Origin of the sequence: Proteus vulgaris, assembly GCF_016647575.1 — a bacterium.
GTDB lineage: Bacteria > Pseudomonadota > Gammaproteobacteria > Enterobacterales > Enterobacteriaceae > Proteus > Proteus mirabilis_B.
In genome coordinates this window covers 4,093,934-4,120,618 of record NZ_CP032663.1, presented here as the reverse complement: position 1 = coordinate 4,120,618, position 26,685 = coordinate 4,093,934, and the positions used below count along the sequence as shown (strand labels likewise).

The 26,685-nt window shown below is 38.6% G+C and carries 19 protein-coding genes; 9 read left to right on the top strand and 10 right to left on the bottom strand.

The window, feature by feature from the left end:
- Positions 1–324: 324 nt before the first annotated feature.
- A complete protein-coding gene (locus tag D7029_RS18775) occupies positions 325–1,212 on the bottom strand; it encodes a LysR family transcriptional regulator (protein WP_194951526.1) in 888 nt (295 codons plus the stop codon).
- 173 nt (positions 1,213–1,385) lie between these two features.
- On the bottom strand, positions 1,386–2,354 hold the full coding sequence (locus tag D7029_RS18770) for a nitrilase family protein (protein ID WP_194951525.1): 969 nt from the start codon (positions 2,352–2,354) through the stop codon (positions 1,386–1,388).
- A 200-nt stretch (positions 2,355–2,554) separates the two neighbouring features.
- On the opposite strand from D7029_RS18770, the gene umoA reads away from it, so the two are divergent.
- Positions 2,555–3,091 carry a UmoA family flagellar biogenesis regulator gene (gene umoA / locus D7029_RS18765; protein ID WP_075673724.1) on the top strand — a complete coding sequence of 179 codons (537 nt, stop codon included), beginning with the start codon at positions 2,555–2,557 and terminating at the stop codon, positions 3,089–3,091.
- Positions 3,092–3,346: 255 nt separating this feature from the next.
- Positions 3,347–4,219 carry an ATP-grasp fold amidoligase family protein gene (locus D7029_RS18760; RefSeq protein WP_194951524.1) on the top strand — a complete coding sequence of 291 codons (873 nt, stop codon included), beginning with the start codon at positions 3,347–3,349 and terminating at the stop codon, positions 4,217–4,219.
- 58 nt (positions 4,220–4,277) lie between these two features.
- On the opposite strand, the gene fdhD is transcribed toward D7029_RS18760, so the two are convergent.
- Positions 4,278–5,108, bottom strand: a complete 831-nt coding sequence (gene fdhD / locus D7029_RS18755; RefSeq protein WP_194951523.1) for a formate dehydrogenase accessory sulfurtransferase FdhD — start codon at positions 5,106–5,108, stop codon at positions 4,278–4,280.
- Positions 5,109–5,286: 178 nt separating this feature from the next.
- Here fdhD and fdnG point away from each other — a divergent pair, with 178 nt between their 5' ends.
- The 7 genes from fdnG (at position 5,287) to D7029_RS18720 (ending at position 16,091) form a co-directional block, all read left to right on the top strand.
- Positions 5,287–8,334 carry a formate dehydrogenase-N subunit alpha gene (fdnG, locus tag D7029_RS18750; RefSeq protein ID WP_109850233.1) on the top strand — a complete coding sequence of 1,016 codons (3,048 nt, stop codon included), beginning with the start codon at positions 5,287–5,289 and terminating at the stop codon, positions 8,332–8,334.
- An 11-nt stretch (positions 8,335–8,345) separates the two neighbouring features.
- Positions 8,346–9,284 carry a formate dehydrogenase subunit beta gene (fdxH, locus tag D7029_RS18745; protein ID WP_194951522.1) on the top strand — a complete coding sequence of 313 codons (939 nt, stop codon included), beginning with the start codon at positions 8,346–8,348 and terminating at the stop codon, positions 9,282–9,284.
- The gene (gene fdoI, locus D7029_RS18740) at positions 9,281–9,937 is read left to right on the top strand and encodes a formate dehydrogenase cytochrome b556 subunit (RefSeq protein WP_072070496.1); all 657 of its coding nucleotides are present in this window, start codon (positions 9,281–9,283) and stop codon (positions 9,935–9,937) included. Before fdxH ends, fdoI begins: the two co-directional genes overlap by 4 nt.
- Before the next feature lie 208 nt (positions 9,938–10,145).
- Positions 10,146–11,066 carry a formate dehydrogenase accessory protein FdhE gene (gene fdhE / locus D7029_RS18735; RefSeq protein WP_088494160.1) on the top strand — a complete coding sequence of 307 codons (921 nt, stop codon included), beginning with the start codon at positions 10,146–10,148 and terminating at the stop codon, positions 11,064–11,066.
- A gap of 15 nt (positions 11,067–11,081) precedes the next feature.
- Positions 11,082–12,473, top strand: a complete 1,392-nt coding sequence (gene selA / locus D7029_RS18730) for an L-seryl-tRNA(Sec) selenium transferase (RefSeq protein WP_194951521.1) — start codon at positions 11,082–11,084, stop codon at positions 12,471–12,473.
- Positions 12,470–14,332 carry a selenocysteine-specific translation elongation factor gene (gene selB / locus D7029_RS18725; RefSeq protein WP_194951520.1) on the top strand — a complete coding sequence of 621 codons (1,863 nt, stop codon included), beginning with the start codon at positions 12,470–12,472 and terminating at the stop codon, positions 14,330–14,332. The genes selA and selB overlap by 4 nt, the downstream gene beginning before the upstream one ends.
- A gap of 109 nt (positions 14,333–14,441) precedes the next feature.
- Entirely contained in the window at positions 14,442–16,091 is a 1,650-nt protein-coding gene (locus tag D7029_RS18720) for an LTA synthase family protein (RefSeq protein ID WP_194951519.1), read from the top strand.
- 117 nt (positions 16,092–16,208) lie between these two features.
- On the opposite strand, the gene D7029_RS18715 is transcribed toward D7029_RS18720, so the two are convergent.
- The 7 genes from D7029_RS18715 to bcsB all read right to left on the bottom strand — a co-directional run bounded on the left by D7029_RS18715 (position 16,209) and on the right by bcsB (position 26,683).
- Entirely contained in the window at positions 16,209–16,637 is a 429-nt protein-coding gene (locus D7029_RS18715) for a TOBE domain-containing protein (RefSeq protein WP_194951518.1), read from the bottom strand.
- 311 nt (positions 16,638–16,948) lie between these two features.
- On the bottom strand, positions 16,949–17,977 hold the full coding sequence (locus D7029_RS18710) for a glycosyl hydrolase family 8 (RefSeq protein WP_088494165.1): 1,029 nt from the start codon (positions 17,975–17,977) through the stop codon (positions 16,949–16,951).
- A gap of 73 nt (positions 17,978–18,050) precedes the next feature.
- A complete protein-coding gene (gene galU / locus D7029_RS18705; protein WP_228766717.1) occupies positions 18,051–19,010 on the bottom strand; it encodes a UTP--glucose-1-phosphate uridylyltransferase GalU in 960 nt (319 codons plus the stop codon).
- Positions 19,011–19,179: 169 nt separating this feature from the next.
- The gene (locus D7029_RS18700) at positions 19,180–20,091 is read right to left on the bottom strand and encodes a sensor domain-containing diguanylate cyclase (RefSeq protein ID WP_088494166.1); all 912 of its coding nucleotides are present in this window, start codon (positions 20,089–20,091) and stop codon (positions 19,180–19,182) included.
- A 39-nt stretch (positions 20,092–20,130) separates the two neighbouring features.
- Positions 20,131–20,601: a cellulose biosynthesis protein BcsD gene (gene bcsD / locus D7029_RS18695; RefSeq protein WP_088494167.1), complete on the bottom strand. Its 471-nt coding sequence runs from the start codon at positions 20,599–20,601 to the stop codon at positions 20,131–20,133.
- A gap of 15 nt (positions 20,602–20,616) precedes the next feature.
- On the bottom strand, positions 20,617–24,318 hold the full coding sequence (locus D7029_RS18690) for a cellulose biosynthesis protein BcsC (protein ID WP_194951517.1): 3,702 nt from the start codon (positions 24,316–24,318) through the stop codon (positions 20,617–20,619).
- A 13-nt stretch (positions 24,319–24,331) separates the two neighbouring features.
- Positions 24,332–26,683 carry a cellulose biosynthesis cyclic di-GMP-binding regulatory protein BcsB gene (bcsB, locus tag D7029_RS18685; protein WP_194951516.1) on the bottom strand — a complete coding sequence of 784 codons (2,352 nt, stop codon included), beginning with the start codon at positions 26,681–26,683 and terminating at the stop codon, positions 24,332–24,334.
- Between the last annotated feature and the right edge of the window lie 2 nt (positions 26,684–26,685).

Below are 26,685 nucleotides of genomic sequence, written 5' to 3'. Positions count from 1 at the left end.
TACGAATATAAAGTTTGCTGTGTTGTTCGTAGGTAATATTAAATAAATCTCTTGTATTGTAAATAACACATTTTAATTAGAGAGATTTTAATTAACCCTATTTATGTTATGAGAATTAAATTAATTAAATGATTTACTTTGATTTTTTATTTAAACACATAAAAAACCAATAAATATTTCATGTTTATTTTTGTGAACAGTCTCGCAATTATTTATCTTTATTTGTTTTGAGACTAATTAATATTTATTAGGTGTTTTAGCTTTCTTATAAGTTATATATTAGAAATATAATCATTAATAAAATAAAAAAGCCTATCTCATTCATTATATTTTATTTATTTCCTCAGAAATTATTTTTATAAATATATCACGATCTTTATTCTGAATATTATTATTCCAAATAACACCTATTTCCCATTGTGTATACAAACCAGACAGTGGCAATAAAGTGATTTTTTGTTTATCACAAATAAGTTCTGCACTTTTAGGTACCAATGCCATTCCTAATCCTGCGGCAACTAATGCTAGCTGCGTTTGAATATCTTGCGATTGTTGTAATACACGAGGTTTGATTTGATGATGTTTCAGAAAATCATGGATTTGTTGATACAGTTTTTTTCCTTTTTCAGGAGACAACTGAATAAGCCCAAGCGTATTAAAGTAGTGTAGTGGATCATCATCAGCCTCTAGCACCATAATAGTTTGCGTGGGAATGGCTAACATCAATCGCTCTTGCACTAACGAAATACTTTTTAGTGGCTCTGTAACCGGTAAACGTGAAAACGCTAGATCAAGCTCACCTAAAAGTAATTTATCTTCCATTGTGTTAGAAGGCATATCATCAATATGAACGGTGATATCAGGATGAACATGATTAAATTTTGCCAATAGTGGTGTAATAAAATTTAATGAGGACAGACCAAATCCTGCATACAGCTCTACTTTTTGAGGAGCACTCAATTGGCGAGCTTGTTTTTCTAGAATACGGGCTTCTCTTAAAACTGATTGAGATTGGCTTAGTAAATACTGTCCTTCAGGGGTTAATTTTGCGCCGTGACGTCCGCGCTGGAAAAGAGTGACACCCAATTGAGATTCTAATGTTTTTATCTGCTTAGTTAGCGCCGGTTGGCTAATACAAAGCTTTGATGAAGCTTCACCAAAATGTTCTGTTTCAGCTAAAACAACAAAAGCATTCAATAAACGGGTATCCATGATTAATCATTAATCCTATCTTATTTTTCCTTTTATTATTCTAACATAGAATAAATAAATAAAATTAATAACCGCCGCCAATATATTAATAAATAAAACAAATAGATTAAATTGAGATTATTCTTTAACCAAAACAAAAACAGCTAACAAAATAAAAGCTGTTTTTTATTGAATTACGCTTTACCAAATCGAACTGAAATAGGATCTTGTTCATTTCCTAATTTTGTCGTTAATATCGAATAAAGTTCAGGTCTTCGCCCTGTTAGCCAACGTCTTCCGGTTGAGTTTTCTAATAATGAGAGATCAATATCTGCAATCACCATATCATCATTAATCGCTTTGCTCTCTTTTACTATCCGTCCATAAGGGTCGATGATCATTGCATTCCCTGTACGAACTTCTTCCTCATCACGACCTACACCATTACTAAATAACACAAACATGCCGTTATCATGAGCTCTTGCTGGTAACCAACGCATTAACCAGCCTCTTCCGTGCTCACCTTGAAATGCCGCTTGTAATGATTGAGGATCTTGATGTCGATTTTCCCAAAGTGTCATAGGGATCGGCTTCATACTATGTGGACTACGTGAATTTGTTCCACCAGTTTGATGAGGTGCGAGTAAAATATCGGCACCTAATAATGCATTAGCGCGTGCATTTTCTACCAAGTTATTATCCCAGCAAATTAATACTCCCATTTTAACGCCCCAAGGGGTTTCAAATACGGTGTATTGCTCACCACTTTTGATGATCGGATGTTCGAAAGCATGTAATTTCCGATGCTTATGCAAAGAGCCATCAGGCATACAAACAACCCATGTATTATAGAGTGTATTGTCTTCTGCTCGCTCAATAAGTCCGACACCTATCGCCATTTGATGCGCCATCGCTTTTTGTTTGATTAACGCTAAAGATGCGCTATCAGAAATGCGTTCGCTTAATGCGTAGACTTCATGCTTTGGCAATTGAGGAACGTGCCAATATCCTGTAATGCACATTTCAGGAAGCACTAATACCTTTACCTGCTGACTGGCTGCACTCTCTATAAATTGATGAATTTTCGCTAAATTATAAGCTTTGTCGTTTGCTTTATGCTGAAACTGCACAGTAGCAACGCGTAATGTTTTAGATGTGTTCATACGTTTTTACCTGTTAAGCCCTGTATTTATCTCAATATAAAAACGTATTTATTGCTTAAAAGATAATCACTTATTCTCTACTTTTGATAACCTTTTGGAATGAAATAGGATAACAGCAAGAAATAACAGGGTTCTACACCTCTGTTTCACGGAACAAATACCTTATTTTTTGGCATCATAATGGCAATAAAGGAGTATTTATGTCTGCTAAGTCCCTATTTATAATTCTTTCATTGTTAGGATTATCTGTTTCCTGTTTAGCGGGAGATGGTTTAGTGGATAGAACATGGCCAGCTTCTGGATTAGATACACAAAGCTATCGACAAGCATTAAGACAGCCGACTGCAAGCTCTCGATATACTCTTTTTAATATCACACCCGATATGCCTGTTCCGGGTGGTGCAAGCCATTCTGATCCTCAAGGTATTCGTTATATTGCAATGAAATATGGCCCTTATGGTCAGCCAGAGCACTATAAAACCTACCAAATTATGTTTTCTCACTATTCAAATAGTAGTACGAAGAAAATCCGCTATTTAGGTGAACTATATACCGTTGTCGGCGATATCTATTTAATTGATCCTTTTGCAACAACCAATGAATGGCAACGTGGTCGTAGCCAAATCGTTGAAGAGTATTATGAGATATTAGATGCTCACGGAAATAGAACAGGAAAAGGATTACGCTTTAACAATTGGGATAAACCAATTCATATAACTAAATGGTCATCAAATTAATATACTCTTAATCAATATTCCTTTTTGTTAACTCTTCCTTAATGTCGTCATTTTTTCTTTTATTAAAATAAGTACTTTGAATATTAACCCACGTTAATACTTTCGAAGTTTATATAAATAAAAAATATAAGAATATCAATAACTGACATTATTCTCTTAATTTCTATTTAATTTAATTATTTCTTTATATAGAAGTTTAATTCAAAGAAAAGTTAGTTTTTATTTCACTTATCTATTTAAAATAATCATTAGCTTATGAAAATCATAGAATATTATTTCAAACAGTTTCGCACTATCGCATTACCTGATCGTGTGTATTTAAAGAACAAGTTTATACGTAACTTAGGTTATCAACCTAACTTTAAAATACCGACATCACTTAATGAAAAAATTAATGCACGTATGTTATTTGATAGAAATCCAATTTATACGCGTTTAGCAGATAAGATTAAAGTGAGAGACTATGTGATAGAAAAGATTGGCCCACACTATCTGGTTCCTATCATTAACACCTATTCTCATCCTGATGAAATCGATATTACTCAACTTCCTTCACGCTTTGTACTCAAATGTAACCATGACAGTGGTAGTACAATCATCTGCCTTGATAAAACCACTTTTGATTTTGAAAAAGCAAAGAAAAAGCTTCAGTTTCATTTAAAACGCAATCTCTATCCTGTCACGCGCGAATGGCATTATAAAAAAATCAAAGCTCAAATTCTCTGCGAAGAATATATCGATTTATTTGATACACAAAATCCAATGATACCAACGACTTGTCGTCTTCACTGTTTTAATGGTCAGCCTCTTTATGCTGAAATTGATATTTCTGATACTAAAGGGAATGAGTACATTAATGTGTATGATACAAATTGGCAGTTACAACCTATCACATTAGAAGATCCCAACACCCCAGAACTTGTTGAAAAACCAGCTCAATTTGAAAATATGCTGCAATTAGCTGCTAAAATGGCAAGTGACTTTAATTATTGCCGAGTCGATTTTTTAATGTCTGAAAATAGGCTTATCTTTAGCGAAATGACTTTTACTCCAAATGCAGGACGTATTCCCATCAAACCTAAAGAGTGGGATTACAAATTAGGTGCATTGTGGTCATCGGTCAAATAGGTGTAATGCGATAACATGATCGCATGTAGTTATTACACCTATTTTCAGTAATCGCACTTTAGTCAGTCAGTCGTTGTGGATGAGTAAACACCGTTGCTCTTCCGCGACGACAAAAACCCACCAGCGTCACATTGTATTTATTAGCCACTTCAACCGCTAAAGAGGTTGCCGCAGAAACAGCGAATAAAATTTCTGCGCCACACATAGCGGCTTTTTGCACCATTTCATAACTGGCACGACTAGAGACTAATACTGCACCTTCACTCCACTTTTCTTTCGCTTTCATACCTAAAAGCTTATCAAGTGCGACATGACGACCAACATCTTCACATCCTCCCTGCATTTCACCTTCTGGCGACAACCAAACAGCAGCATGTGTACAACCCGTTAGCTCACCGATTTCTTGAACGGTTGTCATCTGCTCTAAGGCTTTATCAAGGTTTGAAAGTGAAAATGTTTGTGTAAAAGGTAACGGCGTAATCGGTCGGAAAATCTCTTCCAGTTGTTCAGTTCCACAAATACCACAGCCAGTACGACCAGTCATATTGCGGCGTCGCTCTTTTAATCCCATAAAACGTCGGCTTGATAATTCAACTTGAACTTCAATGCCTCCGTTACAACTTTCTACAATTTCGATACTGCGAATTTCATTAGAAGATTCTATAATGCCTTCTGATAAAGAAAATCCGACAGCGAACAACTCTAAATTTTTAGGGCTTGCCATCATAACGACGTGAGAAATTCCGTTGTACACTAATGCAACAGGAACTTCGAGTGCAATATAATCGTCTTCTTGTCTGTTAAGCGATCCTTTGTGTTGCACAATTGTTTGATCTACGCCAATGATTACACGTTTAGTTAACAATTTTGTCGATTTTGTTTCATCCATAAGATGAATTCCTAAATTTATTAATACATAATAACAATACGGGTAAAACGATTTTACACTACCTATCAGGCAATGAACCTGATCCTATTAAGGATAATAGGAATAAAAAAACAATCAGCTCCATTTTCGTGAAGAAAATCAGAGTCAGTAAAAGCAATGTATGATGAGGAGAGACCCCATGCAGGTCAGCAGAAGACAGTTCTTTAAGATCTGTGCTGGCGGTATGGCAGGTACTACAGCGGCGGCGCTCGGTTTTGCACCAGCAGTTGCGCTAGCAGGTTCACGTCAGTATAAATTACTGAGAGCCCGCGAAACCCGCAATACCTGTACGTACTGTTCTGTCGGTTGTGGACTATTAATGTATAGTCTGGGCGATGGCGCGAAAAACGCAAAAGAAACGATATTCCATATTGAAGGTGACTCAGACCATCCAGTAAACCGCGGTGCATTATGCCCTAAAGGTGCTGGTCTTGTGGATTTCATCCACAGTGAAGGTCGTTTAAAACACCCTGAATACCGTGCACCCGGCTCGGATAAATGGGTAAAACTCTCATGGGAAGAAACGTTTGATCGTATTGCGCGCTTAATCAAAAAAGACCGCGATGCCAACTTCCAGAAATTCAATAAAGAAGGTGTAGAAGTCAACCGTTGGTTAACAACCGGTATGCTTTGCGCCTCTGCAGCAAGCAATGAAACTGGGTTTTTAACTCAGAAATTCTCAAGAGCTCTTGGGATGCTAGCTGTCGATAACCAAGCGCGTGTCTGACACGGACCAACGGTAGCAAGTCTTGCTCCAACATTTGGTCGCGGTGCGATGACCAACCACTGGGTTGATATGAAAAACGCCAACCTTATCGTCGTTATGGGCGGTAATGCGGCAGAAGCACACCCTGTGGGATTCCGCTGGGCGATGGAAGCTAAAATCCATAATAACGCCAAGCTCATTGTTATTGATCCTCGCTTCACCCGTACTGCGGCTGTTGCGGATTTCTATACGCCTATCCGTTCTGGTACTGATATTACGTTCTTATCGGGCGTTATCTTATATCTGCTCGAAAATAAGAAATATCAAAAAGAATACGTTGAGGCTTATACCAATGCTAGCTTGATTGTCCGTGAAGACTACCATTTTGATGATGGTTTATTCAGCGGATATGATGCGGAAAAACGTAAATACGATAAAACCACTTGGAACTACGAGATGGATGAAAATGGTTTCGCAAAACGCGACACCACATTACAACATCCTCGTTGCGTCTGGAATCTGTTAAAACAACACGTTAGCCGTTACACGCCTGATGTGGTTACTCAGATTTGTGGTACACCAAAAGACGATTTCCTAAAAGTCTGTGAATATATTGCTGAAACAGCAGCGAAAGATAAAACAGCTTCTTTCCTGTATGCATTAGGCTGGACTCAACATACCGTTGGTGCCCAAAACATTCGTACCATGGCAATGATCCAATTACTGTTAGGTAATATGGGTATGGCTGGTGGCGGTGTTAACGCACTACGTGGTCACTCTAATATTCAAGGCTTAACTGACCTCGGTCTATTATCTCAAAGCTTACCGGGCTATATGACTCTGCCTTCTGAAAAGCAGACTTCATTAGAAACCTACTTAGCTGCGAATACGCCAAAAGCGACAGTACCAGGACAAGTTAACTACTGGGGCAATTATCCTAAATTCTTCGTCAGTATGATGAAGACATTCTATGGCGATAATGCTCAACGTGATAATGATTGGGGCTTCTCACTGTTACCTAAGTGGGACAAACCTTACGATGTTCTACAATACTTCGACATGATGGATAGAGGTGAAGTCAACGGCTATATCTGCCAAGGCTTTAACCCAGTTGCATCATTCCCGAATAAGAACAAAGTTGTTCGTTCATTATCAAAACTGAAATTCCTTATCACAATGGATCCGCTAAACACTGAAACTTCATGTTTCTGGCAGAACCACGGTGAAGAGAACGACGTTAAAACAGCAGATATCCAGACAGAAGTATTCCGTCTGCCAACAACCTGTTTCGCAGAAGAAGACGGTTCTATCGTTAACTCTGGTCGCTGGTTACAGTGGCACTGGAAAGGTGGTGATGCCCCTGGTGTTGCTATCCCTGATGCTGAGATTTTATCTGGTATTTTCCATCGTTTACGCCAACTCTATAGAGAAGAAGGCGGCGCGATGCCAGAGCAGGTGTTGAATATGACTTGGGATTACTTTGATCCTGATAATCCAACATCCGCAGAAGTTGCACAAGAAAGTAATGGTAGAGCATTAGTTGATTTAAAAGACGCTGATGGCAATATCATTCTGAAAAAAGGTCAACTGCTTAGCTCGTTCGCTCAGTTACGTGATGATGGTACCACAGCAAGTGGCTGTTGGATCTTCGCTGGTAGCTGGACAGAGAAAGGCAACCAAATGGCTAACCGTGATAACTCCGATCCATCAGGATTGGGTAATACATTAGGTTGGGCATGGGCATGGCCTCTTAACCGTCGCATTATTTATAACCGCGCATCGGCAGACCCACAAGGTCAACCGTGGGATCCTAAACGTAAGTTAATCGAATGGGATGGCAGCAAATGGACTGGTATTGATGTACCTGACTATAGCAACGCTGCACCGGGTTCTGATGTTGGTCCATTTATTATGCAGCCGGAAGGTATGGGACGTCTGTTTGCTATCGATAAGATGGCAGAAGGTCCATTCCCTGAGCACTATGAGCCAATTGAAACACCATTGGGTACTAACCCACTACATCCAAATGTGGTTTCAAACCCAGCAGCGCGTATTTTTAAAGATGACTGGAAAGATATGGGTAAAGCAGAAGATTTCCCATATGTCGGTACAACTTATCGTCTGACAGAACATTTCCACTTCTGGACTAAACACGCGCGCTTAAATGCGATTATTCAGCCACAACAATTTATTGAAATTGGTGAGCGTTTAGCCGCAGAAAAAGGCATTGTTCAAGGCGATACCGTAAAAGTCAGCTCAAAACGTGGTTATATCAAAGCTAAAGCGGTGGTTACTAAACGTATTAGAACCCTTGATGTTGATGGGCGCAAAGTGGATACCATTGGTATTCCTATTCACTGGGGCTTTGAAGGTGTCGCAGTGAAAGGCTTTATTGCGAATACGTTAACACCATTCGTTGGTGATGCGAATACACAAACGCCTGAGTTTAAAGCGTTCCTTGTTAATGTGGAAAAGGTGTAAGGAGATAAATTATGTCACTGCAATCCCAAGACATTATTCGTCGCTCTGCTACCAATTCCCTCACTCCCGCGCCTCAGGTGCGGGATTACAAGGAAGAAGTGGCAAAACTTATCGACGTAACAACCTGTATCGGCTGTAAAGCCTGTCAGGTTGCTTGTTCTGAATGGAACGATATTCGCGATAAAATTGGCACTAACGTCGGTGTTTACGATAACCCAACTGACCTAACTGCGAAATCATGGACAGTGATGCGTTTCTCTGAAGTGGAAGAGAACGGCAAACTGGAATGGTTAATTCGTAAAGATGGTTGTATGCACTGTGCTGATCCGGGCTGTTTAAAAGCTTGCCCAGCAGAAGGTGCCATCATTCAATACGCTAACGGTATTGTTGATTTCCAATCAGAACACTGTATTGGTTGTGGTTATTGTATTGCAGGTTGTCCTTTCGATGTGCCTCGCATTAATGAAGAAGATAACCGTGCTTACAAATGTACGTTATGTGTTGACCGTGTAGAAGTTGGTCAAGAGCCTGCATGTGTGAAAACTTGCCCAACAGGTGCGATTCATTTTGGTTCGAAAGAAGCCATGATCAATCTTGCTAGTGAGCGTGTTTCTGAACTGCAAACTCGTGGTTACGACAATGCTGGTCTTTACGATCCACAAGGTGTGGGTGGTACACACGTGATGTATGTTCTCCATCATGCTGACAAACCTAACCTGTATCATGGTTTACCAGAAAACCCAGAAATTAGCTCAACCGTTAAATTCTGGAAAGGTATTTGGAAACCATTAGCAGCAGTGGGTTTTGCCGCAACCTTCGCGGGTGCAATTTTCCACTATTTAGGTGTCGGTCCAAACCGTACAACTGAAGAAGATGAAGAAGAAGCGCTCAAAGAGATGGAAGCATCTTCTAAAACACAGACCTCTGTGAATAAGGAGGAGCAGAAATGATGAAGAAGAAAGGCGATAAAATTCTTCGCCACACCGCTTCTGAGCGTATTAACCATTGGTTAGTAGTGATTGTATTTCTGTTTACTGCTATCAGCGGATTGGGTTTCTTCTTCCCATCTCTGAACTGGTTCATGAATATTTTAGGTACACCAGAACTGTCGCGTCTGTTACACCCATTCGTGGGTAGCGTGATGGCGTTCCTCTTTCTCTTTATGTTCTTCAGATATCTGAAGCACAACTTTATCGATAAAGATGACTTAGTCTGGGCTAAAAATATTCATAAAGTGCTGCAAAATGAAGAAGCTGGCGATATTGGTCACTACAACCTTGGTCAGAAAGGGATCTACTGGACATTAAGTATCAGTCTGATCTTACTGACAGTTAGTGGTGTTATCATTTGGCGTCCTTATTTCGCAGAGTATTTCTCGATCCCAGTAATTAGAATTGCCTTATTAGTTCACTCATTATCAGCAATCTTACTGATAATCACCGTATTTGTTCATGCTTATGCGGCATTCTGGGTGAAAGGTTCAATTCGTAGCATGATTGAAGGCTGGGTAACTCGTGGTTGGGCTAAAAAGCACCACCCTCGTTGGTATCGTGAAATTCTCGAAGAAGAGAAAAAAGAAGCCGAAAAGCAGTCACAGAAATAATGCCCTAAAGTGTATTTCTGAACAAACGGAGGCTTGATCAGCCTCCGTTTTTTATTCAATTTACGCCCGTTTTTAAGACGTAAAAAAACAATAAAATCACGCTATTATTACCCACTGTCATGGCTTCATGTTTGCTTTTGATTTATTCTGAAGCCAAATCCTGTGGGTATTCACTATAAAATTTATGATAATAGGAAGATAGAACGTTATGAGTATTCGCATCGTTCCTAAAGAGCAATTAGGTAAAGAGCAATCAGAAAAAGGGATCAGTTTTATTCCACCCGTATTATTCCCTAATCTGAAAAACCTTTATCAACGTCGTGCTGAACGTTTTCAAACACTAGCAAAAGATAATCCTTTCGCAGACTACCTTGAATTTGCAGCAGAAATTGTCAAGGCTCAAGAGAAAGCACTTCATGACAATCCACTTGTCATTGATCTTGCCCCACTCCTTGCACAACAAGCCGGCGTAGCGCCTTTAGATAGAAAAACATTTAAACGCAGTAAACATTGGCACGCTTTATTAGCCTCGATTATTGCTGAATTACGTCCAGTTGTGCCTGAAAGTGCCACTATTACTTTAGAAAACCTCTCTAAAGCTTCTGAAACTGAATTAGAAGAAATGGCAACAGCATTACTTAATGATGAATATTCAAAAGTTTCAGCTGATAAATCTGTCTTTATTTGGGCAGCACTGTCTCTGTACTGGGCACAATTAGCAGCAAATATTCCAGGTAAAGCGAAAACAGAATACGGTGAAAATCGTCAATTCTGCCCAGTTTGTAACAGTATGCCAGTGGCAAGCATGGTACAAATCGGCACAACACAAGGTTTACGCTATTTACACTGTAATTTATGTGAAACACAGTGGCATGTTGTACGCATTAAGTGCACCAACTGTGAATTAACAGGTAAATTAAATTACTGGTCTTTAGACAGCGAAAATGCCCCAGTGAAAGCAGAAAGCTGCGGTGATTGTGGAAGCTATCTGAAAATTTTATATCAAGAAAAAGATGCCAATGTAGATGCTGTTGCTGATGATTTAGCGTCTATTGTTCTTGATGCAAAAATGGAAGAAGAAGGCTTTGCTCGTAGTAGCATTAATCCATTCCTGTTCCCAAATGAATAACAATTAGGTATTAGCATGACAAATGATACGCGCTCACTTTATAGCCAACTGCCGTCTATTGATAAGTTACTGCACCAAGCAGACATTCAAGCCCTTGTGGCTTCTTATGGTCAGACATTTATTGCAGAGCATTTACGAAAGTTACAAGAAGAAGCGCGTATCATTATTCGTCAAGAAAACGAGTTACCACAATGGCACAACCATTGGGCTAATGAATTAAAAAATCGCATTACACTACAACGAAAATCCTCAATTAAACCTGTTTTTAATTTAACAGGTACTGTTTTACACACCAATCTAGGGCGTGCATTAATGGCAGAATCCGCCATTGAAGCCGTTAGCCAAGTTATGCGCTCACCAGCAACCTTAGAGTATTCTCTTGATGGTGCGTCAAGAGGACACCGTGATCGCGCTATCGCTGACTTATTATGTGAATTAACAGGGGCAGAAGATGCCTGTATCGTGAATAACAACGCAGCCGCTGTTTTACTGATGCTAGCAACGGTAGCACCCAATAAAGAGGTTGTTGTTTCTCGCGGTGAATTAGTTGAGATTGGCGGTGCTTTTCGTATCCCCGATGTGATGACACAAGCAGGCTGTACACTCAAAGAAGTCGGAACAACAAACCGAACTCACCTTAAAGATTATCGTAACGCCATTAATGAGAATACGGGTTTGCTAATGAAAGTTCATACTAGCAACTATTGTATTCAAGGCTTTACCGCTGAAGTGCATGGCGACGAACTTGCAGCGCTTGGTAAAGAGATGAACTTACCAACCGCTATCGATTTAGGTAGTGGCTCAATGACTAATTTAGCCGCCTTAGGCTTACCTTCAGAGCCAATGCCACAAGATTATCTGCAACAAGGTATCGACCTTGTTACCTTCTCTGGCGATAAACTATTAGGTGGTCCACAAGCAGGGATAATCCTTGGTAAAAAAGTGTGGATTGAGGCTATTCAGCGCCATCCTTTAAAGCGTGCATTACGTGTTGATAAAATGACATTAGCCGCTTTAGGTGCCACATTACGCCTTTATCAGCAACCTGAAAAAATGGCTGTTGAAATTCCGACATTACGTTTGTTAACTCGGACACAAACAGAAATTAATGATATGGCGCAACGGTTATTGCCTCATTTTCAGGCATATTATGGGGATAACTACCATATCACGATATCCTCATGTGCTTCTCAAATAGGCAGTGGTTCGTTACCTATTGAAAGTTTACCGAGTGCAGCACTTACCTTTGAAGCCAAAGATGGAAAAGGTAGCCAGTTAGATGCGCTAGCTGCGCATTGGCGTAATTTAGAAAAGCCGATTATTGGTCGAATTACTGATGGTCGCCTGTGGCTTGATCTGCGCTGTCTTGAGGATGAAAATGCATTAATACAGGCACTTTTACTATGATTTTTGCGACAGCAGGTCACGTAGACCACGGAAAGACCACTCTTATACAGGCCATTACTGGGGTAGATACTACCCATTTACCTGAAGAGAAAAAACGCGGCATGACCATTGATTTAGGTTATGCCTATTGGCGTCAAGATAATGGCACCTCAATTGGTTTTGTGGATGTTCCCGGCCATGAGAAATTCCTTTCAAATATGCTCGCGGGTGTCGGTGGGATCTCTCATGCACTCTTAATTGTGGCTTGTGACGATGGCGTTATGGCACAAACCATCGAACATATTTCTATTTTACGTCTTGCTGGCTGTCCTCAAGTTACCGTTATTCTCACCAAAGCAGATCGCGTTACACCTGAGCGAATTGAAGAAGTTCGTTCACAAACAATCGACGTATTAGCCAATTTAGGCTGGCAACAACCTGATATTTTTGTCACCTCAGCCCCTTCTGGTGAAGGTATTTCAGCACTTCGTGACTACCTTGTTGAGTTACATCAACAAGAGCAACAACACCCTCAATGGCATAAGCGTTTTCGTTTAGCAATAGACCGTGTTTTTAGCATTAAAGGGGCAGGATTAGTTGTCACAGGTACCGCACTTGCAGGGCAAATTTCTGTTGGCGATACATTTTGGCTAACTGGCGCAGATAAACCAGTAAGAATAAGAGCCTTACATGCACAAAATCAGCCCGTAGAGCGTGCTGGTGCAGGTCATCGTATTGCAATTAACATCACAGGTGATGTCAGTAAAGAAAACGTCTCTCGTGGTGATTGGCTGCTTTCTCAAGCACCTAACTATCAATCTCATAAAATATTAGTCAGTTTAATTGCAGATGAACCTTTAAAGCATTGGCAGCCTGTACATATTCACCACGGTACACGCCATATTACGGGTCGTGTTGCTCTTTTAAATGATGCTAATGAAACACCACAGTTAGCTGAGCTTATTCTTGATGAACCCCTTTGGCTGGTGGATAACGATAGACTTATCTTGCGTGATATCAGTGCTCAACGCACTTTAGCCGCCGCAAAAGTCTTACATTTACACTCGCCACGTAGAGGTAAACGGCAAGCTGAGTTCTTAACTTGGTTACACCAACTTGATAGTGCAGATAACGTTAGTGCCCATTTAGCGTTATGTTTACCAAAAGGTGAGCTCTCTCTAAGTCAGTTTGCTTGGGCTCAGCAATTAACGGAGAGTGCGCTAACTCAGTTATTAGAAACCTTTGATCTAGTTAGCGTTGCAGGCGTTATTCTTTCTAAAGAGAATGCTGATAACGCAAAACAGAAATTACTCGATACCCTTGAGGAATATCACCAACAACATAATGATCAAATGGGTGTGGGTCGTTCTCGTTTAAAACGAATGGCACTACCTACTTATCATGATGAATTGGTCTATCACTTAATTGATCAATTACGTAAAGAAGGTGCTATTAGCCAAAGTCGTGGCTGGCTTCATCTTCCAACTCATGGTCTTGCCTTTTCTCCAGAACAAGATGCGTTATGGCAAAATGCTAAAGCCTACTTTGAGCAATCTGAACCTTGGTGGGTACGTGATCTCGCCAATGAAATGAAAAATGATGAGAAGGTGATCCGCTCATTATTACGTAAAGCAGCGCAATTAGGTTTAATTATTCCGATTATTGCTGATCGCTATTATACACACCAAGCAATAGAAAAATTTGCATCTATCATTGTGAAATATAATGAAAGCAATGGCAGTGTTACCGCCGCAGACTTCCGTGATGAATTATCCGTTGGGCGTAAATTAGCAGTGCAAATTTTAGAATATTTTGATCGCACAGGTTTTACTCGCCGCAAAAAAGATCTTCATATTTTACGAGACAAAGGGTTATTCTAAATACAGATGTTAACTTAGGCTAAATAAAATTATTTAGCCTATTTAAGGTTATCGCCTACAATATTTGTAAAATACCCCTTTATTCTTTATCGCTATACTCGGAAGAGATATGAAAAAAATATTAGGAAGTGCTTATCTTGCACTTATTCTTATAGCCTCACTCTTTATTGTTTTTGAGAAAACAACATTTATTTATACGGCACTTCTTTCAGTTGGTGCTTATTTTATTCTTTTCTCTCTTTGCTTTATTTTATCTGCTCGTATCTTATTTTCGGCTATTACCACCGGTACACTCTTCCTGATAACTAAGTTTATTAATCAGCTCAAAGTCCATTATTACAAAGAAACATTAATGTTCTCTGACTTTGATTTGGCTTTTGATAGCTCGAATTTAGGGACATTAGGTCATTATTGGGAAGCCGGTGTTGCATTGGTTGCGATGCTAATATGGCTTCTTATCAATATGTCTATTGCTTGGCGTTTTTCCCAAAAATCACGCCCAGCCTTGCGTATAAGTAGCTTACTCTTAATCGTCATCGGATTTACTACCATCCATTTCACCGTAGAAAAATGGCAAGCCGAATGGGAAGGTACACTTCCGGGAGGTCGAGGTACTGTCACTAATTTAATCATGTCTGGCTACCAAACGGCTTATCACCCTCCTTATTTCAAGGAAGATGCAAATTATTTTCTTGAACAAGCCAATAAAACCGTATTACCAGAAACACAGACAGACATAAAACCTGACATTGTCGTTTTATTACAGGAATCGACAGTTAACCCTCATATTTATCAATTTGATACCGATGTTGCACTGCCTGATTTATTTATGTTCCAAAAAGATGAAAATGTCAGCGCGCAAAGCCCTTTACGTGTACAAACCTTTGGTGGCGGTACTTGGCTTTCTGAATTTTCTGTATTAACAGGGCTAAATACGGATGATTTTGGTGCGCGTAAAAACTCTGTATTCTATTTTGTTGTCGATAATCTTAATGAAAGTTTATTCCGCCAACTAAAAGCTGAAGGTTATTACACCGTTTTACTCACCCCGTTTAATCGTAGTGCTTACCATGCTGGTTACGCTTATGAAAAAATGGGAATTGATGAAATCATTCAACCTCAAGAGCTTGGCTACCCGGGAACATTAGAGGAAAACCTCTGGAAAATATCGACAGTAGATATGCTGGGTTACGTTGAAGAGGTACTGAAGAAACGCACAGATAAACCCTTGTTCATATTCTCATTAACCATGTATGAACATGGCCCTTATGATGAATCGCACAGAGATATGTACCAAATTGCAGGTCATACCGAAAGCAGTAATGCACCGGGTAAATTTAGCCACTATATGGAAAAAATCGTTACCAGTGATCCAGCAATTAAAGATTTCTCCAATTTTGTTGCACAAAGAGAAAAGCCAACGATGTTCCTCTATTTTGGTGATCATCAACCTAATATAGAGTTAAAAAATTATCAGTCACCTTTTAATAACCCTTCGTATATTACTCAGTTCACCTTGAGAGATAACCTGTCGCAAGGCGCGCCAATAACAATGGGTGAATTAACTGATATTAGCTTCTTAGGTGGCATGATCTTAGAACGCGCTCGTTTGCCATTATCTCCTTTCTACAAAGCAAACATTCAAATGCGCCATTTATGTGAAGGTAAATTAAATGACTGTGAAGATGAGAAATTAGTTAACAGTTATAAAAATTATATCTATGACAAACTGAAAGTCGCAGGTAGTACAGATAATTAATTTTTATTACCTGAATAAAAGATGATCGGGATAATAAATTCAAAAAGATAAGTAATATCAAAAAGAAAGAGGCTAAATATTTAGCCTCTTTCTTTATTTCAAAAAATAAACCTGTAATTATTTGCGTGTCGCAACAATCACACTTGATGCTTTCACTAGTGCTAAAACATCACTGCCTTTTGCCAATTTCATCTCTTGTAAGCTTTCATTTGTAATAACAGCTGTCAGTTCTAAGCCTTTAGCTGTTTCTAAATGAACGGTAGAGTTCACCGCACCTTGTGCGATATGAGTTACTTTACCTGCAAATTGGTTACGTGCAGAGAAATTTAAACCGCAATCAGGTAGTGCTAAGACAACCCACGGTGCTTTAATAATGGCAATTGCTTCGCCATCTTTTTTGATCTTTAAACTATCACAGCTCTCTTTAGTAATAATCGTGGCAAGTTTTTCACCATGGGCTAAAGATAAAATCACTTCGCTATTAACGGCACCTTCAATAATATCAACAACTTTACCGACTAACTGATTGCGTGCTGAAACTTTCATTTATCCACCTCTATTATTGATGAGAAATTATATTAATAACACTATCAAATTACTGAGATAACTTTAGCATAAATATCATTAAATAAATTATTCTTAGATCATAGTTTAATGTTTATTTATTATTTAATAAACATAGCGTTATAAAAAAATAGAGATAACAAATTACTATTAAATTATTAAAAACGAATAAGTATAAATAATTTAGAAAGTTATGTTTTTAGCACTATCGATATAAACAAAATAGATAGCTTAATGCCTTTCTGTATTAAAAGGCATTTAAGCTATCTATCATTCAAATTAACTAAATATACTTATTGCCCGTTTTGAGCAAATGCCGCTAATAAGTGTAAAGCTGAAGAATAATAATCCGTATCTTTACTTAAATCGACATCTTCAATAGGTGTTTTCATCGTTAAATCTCTCACCGCCATCATGCCGGGAGTAAGGTTATATTCAGCGCGCTCTTGAGCATCAATACTTACCCAAGCAGGCGTTTTATAACGATCAAATTGCTGCCAATACTGCACAAAAGGTTGTAGTGCTAATTCATCATGTGCCCAAGCTAAATAAAGCGGAATACGTATTGCATCAAAGCTAAATCGCGCAGGCCATTTTTCACTAGGCTCTATCTTTCCATCTGGATATAAACTTACCCAGTCAGTGGGTAATTGATATTCACCAAATCGCATATTTCTAAGTAAAGACTGGCTATCATTAATTAACACTTTCCAACGAACATCGTTGCTTGTGCGATAAAAATCTTTCCATGCAGGGAAAATAAAATAGGATGGATTAATAATAATTTCTTCTGGCGTTTTAAAACCATTAATACCGGGTAAAAGTACGGTATAATTTTTTGTCTTAACTAAAGTATGTTCCAAAATAGCGTGTTGAATAGAATCAGAAGCTGAAAGATAACTTTCATCATTCCATTTCTCACCCGCTTTTAATAATGCCCACGCAATTAAGATATCACCGTCTGTCGCATTATTAGGATCAGGGGTATGTTCACTATTTTCTGGCTCATAACGCCATTTAAATAAGCCTAAATCACCACGATAAAGAGAAGCAGCTGTCCAGCGCCATAACTTATTAAATGTTTCATGATCATCACTCATTACAGCCATTAACATGCCATAGCCTTGACCTTCAGAGTGTGAAATATTTTTGTTAGCGCTGTCTATAACTCGCCCATCATCCTTAATATAGCGCTCTTTAAATTGTTCCCATCCTACTTGAGTATCTGCTGCCTGTATTGAAGGAGAAACCATAAGCAACAAACCTAAAATAAAAAAGGTAGAAAATAGAAAATTACAACGAGATAAGTGCCTAAAAGACATTGCCTTTCTCTCCTGCTATTGCCGACCGCTATCTGAGTTCGGTCGGCAGATTGCATATTATTTCAAGATAAACTCAAAAGATAGCAACTATCTTTTGTTCTTCACTTACTTCATCTTCTTCTATGACTTCTGTTTTGGGTAACAATGTTTTTTCACAAAAGTCCTGCATCCAAGAAGCAAATTCTTCTTTTAAGGCAGAATTATGTAAGCCATATTCAACAAAGGCTTTCATATATCCTAGCTTATTACCACAGTCATGTGATTTACCCACCAAGGTATATGCTTCAGCGACTTCTTTTTTCAATAATAAATCAATCGCATCCGTTAATTGAATTTCACCGCCTACGCCAGCAGGTAGACCATCTAATAATTCCCAGATAGTTTCAGAAAAAACATAACGACCAACAACAGAAAGGTTAGAAGGCGCATCTTCAGGATTTGGTTTTTCTACGATACGACGAATAGGTGCCCAATTACCTTGAGGACAGAAAACACCTTCACAATCTACAACACCATATTGTTGCACTTGGCTCATTGGCACAGGTTCAACCATGATTTGGCTACGTTCTGTTTTTTCAAAACGTTTTATCATTGCTGATAAATTATCATGTTGAGGATCGCAATAGTGTGCATTTAATAAAACATCAGGCAGTAAAACAATAAATGGATTATTGCCAATAACTGGACGTGCACAGCAAATTGCATGGCCTAAACCTAAGGCGTGACCTTGGCGAATTTGGACAATTTTGACATTGTCAGGACAAATTGAACGCACTTCTTCTAATAATTTATTTTTAATACGCTGTTCCAGCATATTTTCTAATTCAAAGCTGGTATCAAAGTGATCCGCAATTGAATTTTTAGAAGAGTGAGTCACTAAAATAATTTCCTCGACGCCAGCCTGAGCACACTCTTCAACAATATATTGAATTAAAGGGCGATCAACAATAGGCAGCATTTCTTTAGGAATTGATTTCGTTGCAGGTAACATACGAGTACCTAATCCAGCAACAGGGATAACCGCTTTCATCATAATAAAATCCTCTAATAAACATTTATCTAAAACTAATATTTAGTATTATTTTAAATTTACTCTTATATTTCATCAGGAATACTAGATATATTTTAAAAACAGTCACCTCCCTCTTCGTTAAAAAGAGATAACGTTATTTTTAATATATCTTTACTAAAAAACTTTCTATTTAAAATCCGGAATAAAATCCATATTTGTTACCACCCATTTCTTTTATAGAATAAAGTGTTTCATCCGCAGACTTTAATAATTCAGATAATGTTTTTCCATCTTTAGGATATTCAGCAATACCTAAACTAATTGAAGGGGTTAACATAAAATCTGAATTAATATCGATGGGCTTTTCCATTGATTTCCAAAGTGATTCTATTATTTCTAACAAAATCACAGAACAAGAACGTAATCCTTTAGGGAAAAGCACAGCAAACTCATCGCCACCAAGCCGCCCACAATAGACTTCATTATTTTCTAATTGTGACAACCGTTTTGATATTTCACATAATACTTTATCGCCTGCATGATGCCCGAATTGATCATTGATAGATTTGAATTTATCGCAATCTATAATACCAAGGCAAAATGAAGATGGCTGTGAAATATTTAAGCGTTCATTTTCGATTTTTTCAACAATACTTAATCGATTAGATATTCCAGTTAATGAATCAATATAGCTTTTATTAAATAACTCGTTTCTTAGCTCTACCTTATCAGTAATATCCAAGCTAATAAACACATAGTGAGAAATTAAATTACTTTCATCAAATACAGGGATAATACTAATATCTTCCCATACATCTTGTTGTGTATCGTTATTTCTCTTGGCTTCTAATCGATATACTCCCTTATTATCATTATTGCCATTCACACAACAATTAATTTGATTCTCATCAATTAAGTTAAATAATCTGTATTTTTTACCTTTTATATTTTCAAAGTGAACATTATTAAATTCACAATATTTTTCATTTGCATAAATAATGATGCCATTAATATCTGTTACTAACATCATGAAAACGTTATTAGTAAATTGCTTTATTAATAAGCATTTAGAATTATCATCGTTAAATATCATTTCATTCATTTTTGACCTCCTATGCTCATCAATAAAGCATATATATTATTATTCGGCTGATGAGTTATGCGCATAGCGGAAAATAAAGACATCTTTTGCATCAGTAGATTGACGATGCACTTGCATTTTGGCATTACCACCTTGATTCGTTAACCAGCCTTCATATAACCCTTCTAAAACACTGGCACTTGCAACACGCCACTGAGCATCATCTTGGCTTTGCGTAAAATGAGGCCATGCACAATGAACCAGTAAAAGTTCGCTCATTGCAGGAGATATCGTGACAAAACCCCATTTAAATAGTGTTAATACGCGATTAATATGTGATTCAAGTAATTGAATATTTTCGCTTTCAGGTAAAGGATAACGTAAGGCAATATCCTTACCTATATTTCTTAATTTATTTCCAGCAGTAGAAATATCATTGTCATTTAAGATTTGAAAAAATAATAATTGAGTTAGATCTTGCCAGCCACTTTCAAAAGGTAATTGTAAGATATCACTGTCATGCTTATTCATTATTTGTCTCCTTAATTATTTAGACAGGAAGTCTGGGGTATATTTTAAGTGTAACCACATATTATCTTCAGCATAATCACCCGATGTATCATGCGATAAGCTGACACCTAACTCGGTTTCTTTGTTTAAATAATATTTCGCGTCTAAACCTAATCTGTAAGTAAAATTCGTTTCGTCTTCTTCTGCGTACTGAGATTTAATACGAGGATCGCTCGCATTCTTTTTATTTAATGCGTTTTGCATATAACCATGCGTTGGGAAATAATCGCTGCCTTTTTGTTTGTAACTTTGTATCCCTATTGCACCATTTAATGAGACTTCACCTTTTTCAAAACGGCGGGTATAAGCAACAGGCAATGAAACAGACACATAGTCTTGTGGACTAAAGTAACCACCGTGTCCTAGTGAGAAGTAGTTCTGGTTATTTCTAAAGTTCATATAATCAACATGCACACCTGCTTTTACTTCTTGTTGATCGTCTTTATAGAACTTAGCATAAGAGCCAATCCACGCTTTCACTTCATCATTACTCGCAACACTTTTACCTTCGTAGTTATAGAAACCACCACCAGCATAAGCCCCAATTTTTCCATCATCCCAAGCATATTGAACTTTAGCGCCGTTACGAGTTACACGACCCCAACTTTCGCCAGTCATTGGATCAGTACGCCCCATATAAGAAAGTAGACTATCTTTTATGGCTCTGCGCTCTGCGGTCAGTGTTAATTGCCCATTTTGGCTAATTTGAGGTGAATATGTGAGGCCACCGACAACCGTTGCCGTATCTTTACCTAATGGCGTTGAACCCACATCAAAGCTGATATCCTTGTCTGATAAACGCAGTCCTAATTCAACACCAGAAGCACGTTGGCTTCCTGCTTCATCGGCATTAATTTTGTTTTTCTCATCATGGTTATCGCTATTCTTAGCAAAGCGTTCAGCATGTTGAAGCTGACCAGAACCAAAGCGGTTAGCTCTTTCTCCTGAAACCGAACCACTTGTCATCGAAACTGGATTAACACTAAATTCCCAACGGAACTCTTCACCAGGTACACTTGAAATACTCATTGGTGCTGAAATTTCGGTGACGTTAGATAATCCTTTATCACCATTACGATGACGTATAGCTACACCACCTTGTACCCAAGGTGAGACTTTTTCTTCTAGCTCACGAATAGTGCGCTGAACCGATGCCATCTCTTTACGTTCATAAATAGAACCCGCAATAGCAGAATTATCACTGCCTCCTAATGCATTTAATTGACCGGCAGAGGTGTTCAGTGTGCTACCACTGTTTTGCCATTGCGCACTACGCAGTAACGTTAATGCTTTACGATTTTCACCATTTAATTGCGCAATTTGCGCGGCTTGTAATAAATAAGCCGGTTGCGAGGATGAAGGAATTTGCTGCAACAACTGCTGTGCTTTTCTTCCATCTTTCTGAGCTAATGCCACTTCGATTTGAGCTTGGATTAATTTGCTATCTTTTCCTTGCTCTTTTTCTAAGTAAGAAAGAATTTTGTTTGATTGTTCAGGCATTGATTGCGCTAAATAAACACGACTTAATGCCATTAATAAATCAGGATCATTTGGTGATGCTTTTAAAGCAACAACTAACGTGTCATAAGCTGCTTTAATTTCGCCTTTTTCACGTAAGCTATCGGCTTGCGCAACTTTAGTCGCAACTTCTAAACGTTTTTTCTCAACAATCGGTGTTTCTTGTTGTAAAGCGGGATCATTAATCAAGCTAGATGCTTGTGTATAATGACCTAACTCATTGAGAACGTTGATGTGACCTGCGTAGTTACCTACCGAGCCTTTAGTGCCTTTTGCAATATCACTTTCAACTAATTGCAATGCTTCATCGTTTAATCCACTGTTAACCAATTTCTCTGCTAATTCACCCACATCATTTGGATAATCAGCGACTTGATTAATTAATGGACGTAAAATATTACGCATTGCTACAAGGTTTCCAGCCTGACGATAATGGTCAGCTTGCGCAAGTTGGCGATGAAAACGAGCACGCTGTAATAACTCTTTTTCAGCTTCAGTTTGTTGATTATGGCTACTTAGTAAGTTAAAAACTTTATCCCACTCTTTTTGCTCAACATAAAACAGAGATGCCACATAATCAGAATCTCTTGTTCTACGGTTTTGTAACTGTGAAATAGTATTTTTTGCGCCAACACTGTCGCCGTCAGCTGCCATTAAGCGTGCTAAATCAAGGTAAACCCAGTTATTTTGTGGGTTTTTACGCTGTGCTTGTAAAAGCAATTGTCTTGCTTGAACACGATTACCATTTTCTAACGCTTTTTGCGCTTCACGGCGTAATTTCTCAGAAGGATCGGTATTCGCTGTTAGTTTTTGACGCAAAGAGGCAGATTGTTGTGCCAGTAATTGTTCTGCTTTCGTATTCTGTCCTTCCTGAACTAATAAATAGTAATAAGCAGAAATCACTTTTTCATTATGGCTATTTTGCTGATAAAGCCCTGACAACAATTGGTGAGCAGCTGGTAAATTACCTTGCTTACGTAATAAGTCAGCTTGTAATAAGTTGGCAGATAACCCCTTTTCACCTGAAGCACTGGTTAATGGGGCTAATTGTTCAATAGCTTGTTGAATGTTTCCTTGTTTAGCGCGTTGTTGTGCGCTGCGTAATTGCGCATAAAAACCCGCATCTTCCGCTTGTTGCTTCCATTTACTGCCTTGTTCGCCACCCGATTGCGCAGCTTGATTTAATAAACGCTGACCTGTGGTTAAATCACCTGAACGTAATGCGATATAACCTAAACCCGCTAAGGCTTGCGCATCATTGTTATCTGACGCTAAAGCTTGTTTGAAATAGCCTTCGGCTTCTTTCAATTTACCTTTGTTTAATGCGGTATAACCTGCTTGGCGTGCATTACCTTGAATAGCACCTTGGTAATGCTCTGCAACCGCTTTATCGTTCGGGTTTGCTTGCAAATAGGTTTTATATAACACGTCATCATCAGGACGGACATTCAACCATAACAAAGCTTGACGCATACCTTTTTTGGCTGACTCATCACCTGAGATATTACCTAAAATAGTTATCCCTTCACGACGAGTCTCTTCGTTATAAGTTAATGTTAATCCTAATGCTTTTTGCGTTTCTTTATTATCAGGCATCAATGCAGCACGTTGTTTTAATCCCGTAATGGCTTGAGGCAACATTGCGGGTACACCTGCCATTGTTTGATAATATTCTAACGCCAGTGTTTCAGGTGGCTCACTGCTCACAAATAAACGTTGGTACGCTTTTATCGCTTCTTCGTGTTGGCCTTTTTTCGCTAACTCTCTGGCATATCCTAATTGCTGTTCACTAAATTGTGATGATCGGATGTTTTTTAATCCATCAATTCGTGGATCTTGCGGTGCAATTTGCGCAAGTTTTTCTCGCCAATAAGTTGCTTGTTTTTCATTACCTTGTTGTGCAGTAAAGAACGCCATTAAATACAGCGCATCCTGATTATTGCTTTCCATAATCAGTACTTTTTGCAGTGCTTCTACTGCACGCTCATCGTGCGCTCTACCATGCCAATAGTTAGCTTGTTCAATAAGAGAACTGACAATATTTGGATCAGTTGCTGCTATATTTGCCTCAACCGCCGTTGCTTGTACTTGGCTTGAAGCCCCTAAAATGCAACCTGCGTAGATGACTTTAACGATGATATTAAGTGCGTGATTTTTCATCTTATATCCCCCCTTATTTGTCTGAACGATGCTGTGATATCTGATGTAAACGACGAGTTGAACGACGTTGTAACCAGTAATAAGTCACGAGGCCCGTCAACGCACAAAAACCAACAGCTAAAAGACCCAGCAAATAGACGTGTCTAGAGCTATACCAAAGGAATTGTTGTAAGAAAGGTAAGTCACCTTGCGAGAAGTGTTCACCTAAATGGAAACTTTTTACGGTGTCTTTGCCACTAATAAGTGTGATGTCACCTTTAATCGCCGCATTTATTTGGGCTAAATTTAAGTCATTGATAATGGTTTTTATCGAATCATTACCTTTAGCTGTAACTAATACGACAACCCTATCGCTTGCCCAAGGTGAGATAAAACTCATCATGCCACGCCAGTCTTTCACTGAAGATAAGTAACTTGCAGCATCACCACTTTGAGATAAATAATCGCCAGCCATCCAACCTTTTGCTTTATCAATCAATGATTGAGGTTTAATTTCGACGTTTTTATTTAAAAATGAGAAAGCTTGTTGTGAAAAACGAGCGGGTAAAAATCCTTCACTACTTAATGAACCAATCGCTAACACATCCTGTTGAGAAAGATTATTTTTCTCAAGCTCTTTAGCACCTAAGAAAACTGATGCATGAGAAACCGGTGTACCAGTGGCATAACCCGATCTCGCCATTAAGTTCACTAAGGTATAAAGTTCTTCGATTGTTGGATTTTCAGGTAATAGCAGTGTGGTTTGTGAAAAATCCGCACGACGGCTAAATGGGAATGATGCTCCTGAAAAATAAGCCAAGTTCGGCATTCTTGAGTAGTGCCAAGTATTTTTAAATTGCAGCGTTGATTGCGGATCAATTTGGCTAATTAAGCTGCTGCCATCCGTTAAAATACAAGGAGCATCCTCAGGTTCACGTAAATCAAAATAAAACTGCAATTGATTCTGACTGTAGATCTGACGAGGATTTAAATAGAGCGTGCTATTTTGCTGCTCACTCTCCATTCCTAGCCATTGTCTTAACATACCTAAAGGTTCTGAACGCGCCGGATACAATGCACCTAAGAATTGGTTATTCAAAGAAGCAATCAATGAAGAACGACGACTATTTAGTTTATCCGAATGAGGGAAAACATATTTCAAATCTAAAGGCAGCGCATCACCATCCCACCAAAAGAGGTCGGGAGAAACACGAAACGAAAACTGATTCGGTGCATGGTTAATACCTTGACGTGAGAAGTCATCACTACCATTAGCAATTTGACTTAACGAAACAGGTTTATTGGTATTTAACCAACGAGGTGCATCATAATCTTTACGCATAGCAAGCGTTTGAGAAGGCACCACTAAGTGATCGTTTTGTGGCAATTTACCGTTGTTTAACGCCCATACAGCTTGGCGAAGAGATTTCTCATTATCACCACTGATCAGTAATAATTTGAAAACAGGATCGACCGGGTTATCAACAATGGTTAATTGCCCACTATTTCCTGAAGGTAATGTAATACCCGCAATAGTTTGTCCTGAATAGCCGACTAAAATACCATCACTTTCAGGTAACTGATTCATTAAGACAGGTAAATCAACTTGCTTAATATCATGGCTAAAACTGCCAAACCATGATGCAGCAATAGCTGCTGTTGTTACCTCTGCATGGTCAGGTTTATCTGACAATATGATAGGTAACGAGGTCGCTGTCATTCTGTCAGGGTCAAAGAACGGTAGGGGCAATCGTTCCAGACTATACCCGCCATTAATCCAGCGACCTCGATAATCTAATGATGAATCAGGTGAGATAACCAGACTTAATCCTTCAGCCAATGGAGGAATACATTGGTTTTCATCCAACGCATCACGATTGGCTAAACGAAAGCTAAGGTTATTCACATTCGTCAACATCATTTCAGGGATTTCTAAAACATATTCATGTTCTTGCCCACCTTCTTCTAAAGGTAGAAATCCCATAGGTTGACCATTTAGCATTAAGTGAAGTGTTTGATCGGATTGAATTAATCCTTGAGACGCTTTCACTTTCATCGTTAATGTAGCGTTATCAATAAATAAATCATTCGCCATATTAAACGTCACACCAGAAAGTAATTTTCTTCCTGATAACACGATAGGTGATGGATTTCCCATCTGTGCCAATGTTAATTGCTCTTCGATATTACGCGCTTCAGACAATACACCCTCTTCAAGTTGGATCGGGTTATTCGCATTTTGTTGCACAGGCGAATGTGTATAAGAAGTTGGATCAGGTAAAAGCTCCCCTCCTAGCTCTAACATTCCGGTATCTGCTTGGGAAAGATTAATACTTGCGATAGCTATCGCCGTTAGGCTTAGCATTAATGTCAGTTTCTTTTTCATGC

Coding starts and splice junctions, on each gene's coding strand:
- D7029_RS18775 (WP_194951526.1), bottom strand. CDS start 1,212: ATGGATACCCGTTTATTGAATGCTTTTGTTGTTTTAGCTGAAACAGAA.
- D7029_RS18770 (WP_194951525.1), bottom strand. CDS start 2,354: ATGAACACATCTAAAACATTACGCGTTGCTACTGTGCAGTTTCAGCAT.
- umoA (WP_075673724.1), top strand. CDS start 2,555: ATGTCTGCTAAGTCCCTATTTATAATTCTTTCATTGTTAGGATTATCT.
- D7029_RS18760 (WP_194951524.1), top strand. CDS start 3,347: ATGAAAATCATAGAATATTATTTCAAACAGTTTCGCACTATCGCATTA.
- fdhD (WP_194951523.1), bottom strand. CDS start 5,108: ATGGATGAAACAAAATCGACAAAATTGTTAACTAAACGTGTAATCATT.
- fdxH (WP_194951522.1), top strand. CDS start 8,346: ATGTCACTGCAATCCCAAGACATTATTCGTCGCTCTGCTACCAATTCC.
- fdoI (WP_072070496.1), top strand. CDS start 9,281: ATGATGAAGAAGAAAGGCGATAAAATTCTTCGCCACACCGCTTCTGAG.
- fdhE (WP_088494160.1), top strand. CDS start 10,146: ATGAGTATTCGCATCGTTCCTAAAGAGCAATTAGGTAAAGAGCAATCA.
- selA (WP_194951521.1), top strand. CDS start 11,082: ATGACAAATGATACGCGCTCACTTTATAGCCAACTGCCGTCTATTGAT.
- selB (WP_194951520.1), top strand. CDS start 12,470: ATGATTTTTGCGACAGCAGGTCACGTAGACCACGGAAAGACCACTCTT.
- D7029_RS18720 (WP_194951519.1), top strand. CDS start 14,442: ATGAAAAAAATATTAGGAAGTGCTTATCTTGCACTTATTCTTATAGCC.
- D7029_RS18715 (WP_194951518.1), bottom strand. CDS start 16,637: ATGAAAGTTTCAGCACGCAATCAGTTAGTCGGTAAAGTTGTTGATATT.
- D7029_RS18710 (WP_088494165.1), bottom strand. CDS start 17,977: ATGTCTTTTAGGCACTTATCTCGTTGTAATTTTCTATTTTCTACCTTT.
- galU (WP_228766717.1), bottom strand. CDS start 19,010: ATGATGAAAGCGGTTATCCCTGTTGCTGGATTAGGTACTCGTATGTTA.
- D7029_RS18700 (WP_088494166.1), bottom strand. CDS start 20,091: ATGAATGAAATGATATTTAACGATGATAATTCTAAATGCTTATTAATA.
- bcsD (WP_088494167.1), bottom strand. CDS start 20,601: ATGAATAAGCATGACAGTGATATCTTACAATTACCTTTTGAAAGTGGC.
- D7029_RS18690 (WP_194951517.1), bottom strand. CDS start 24,318: ATGAAAAATCACGCACTTAATATCATCGTTAAAGTCATCTACGCAGGT.
- bcsB (WP_194951516.1), bottom strand. CDS start 26,683: ATGAAAAAGAAACTGACATTAATGCTAAGCCTAACGGCGATAGCTATC.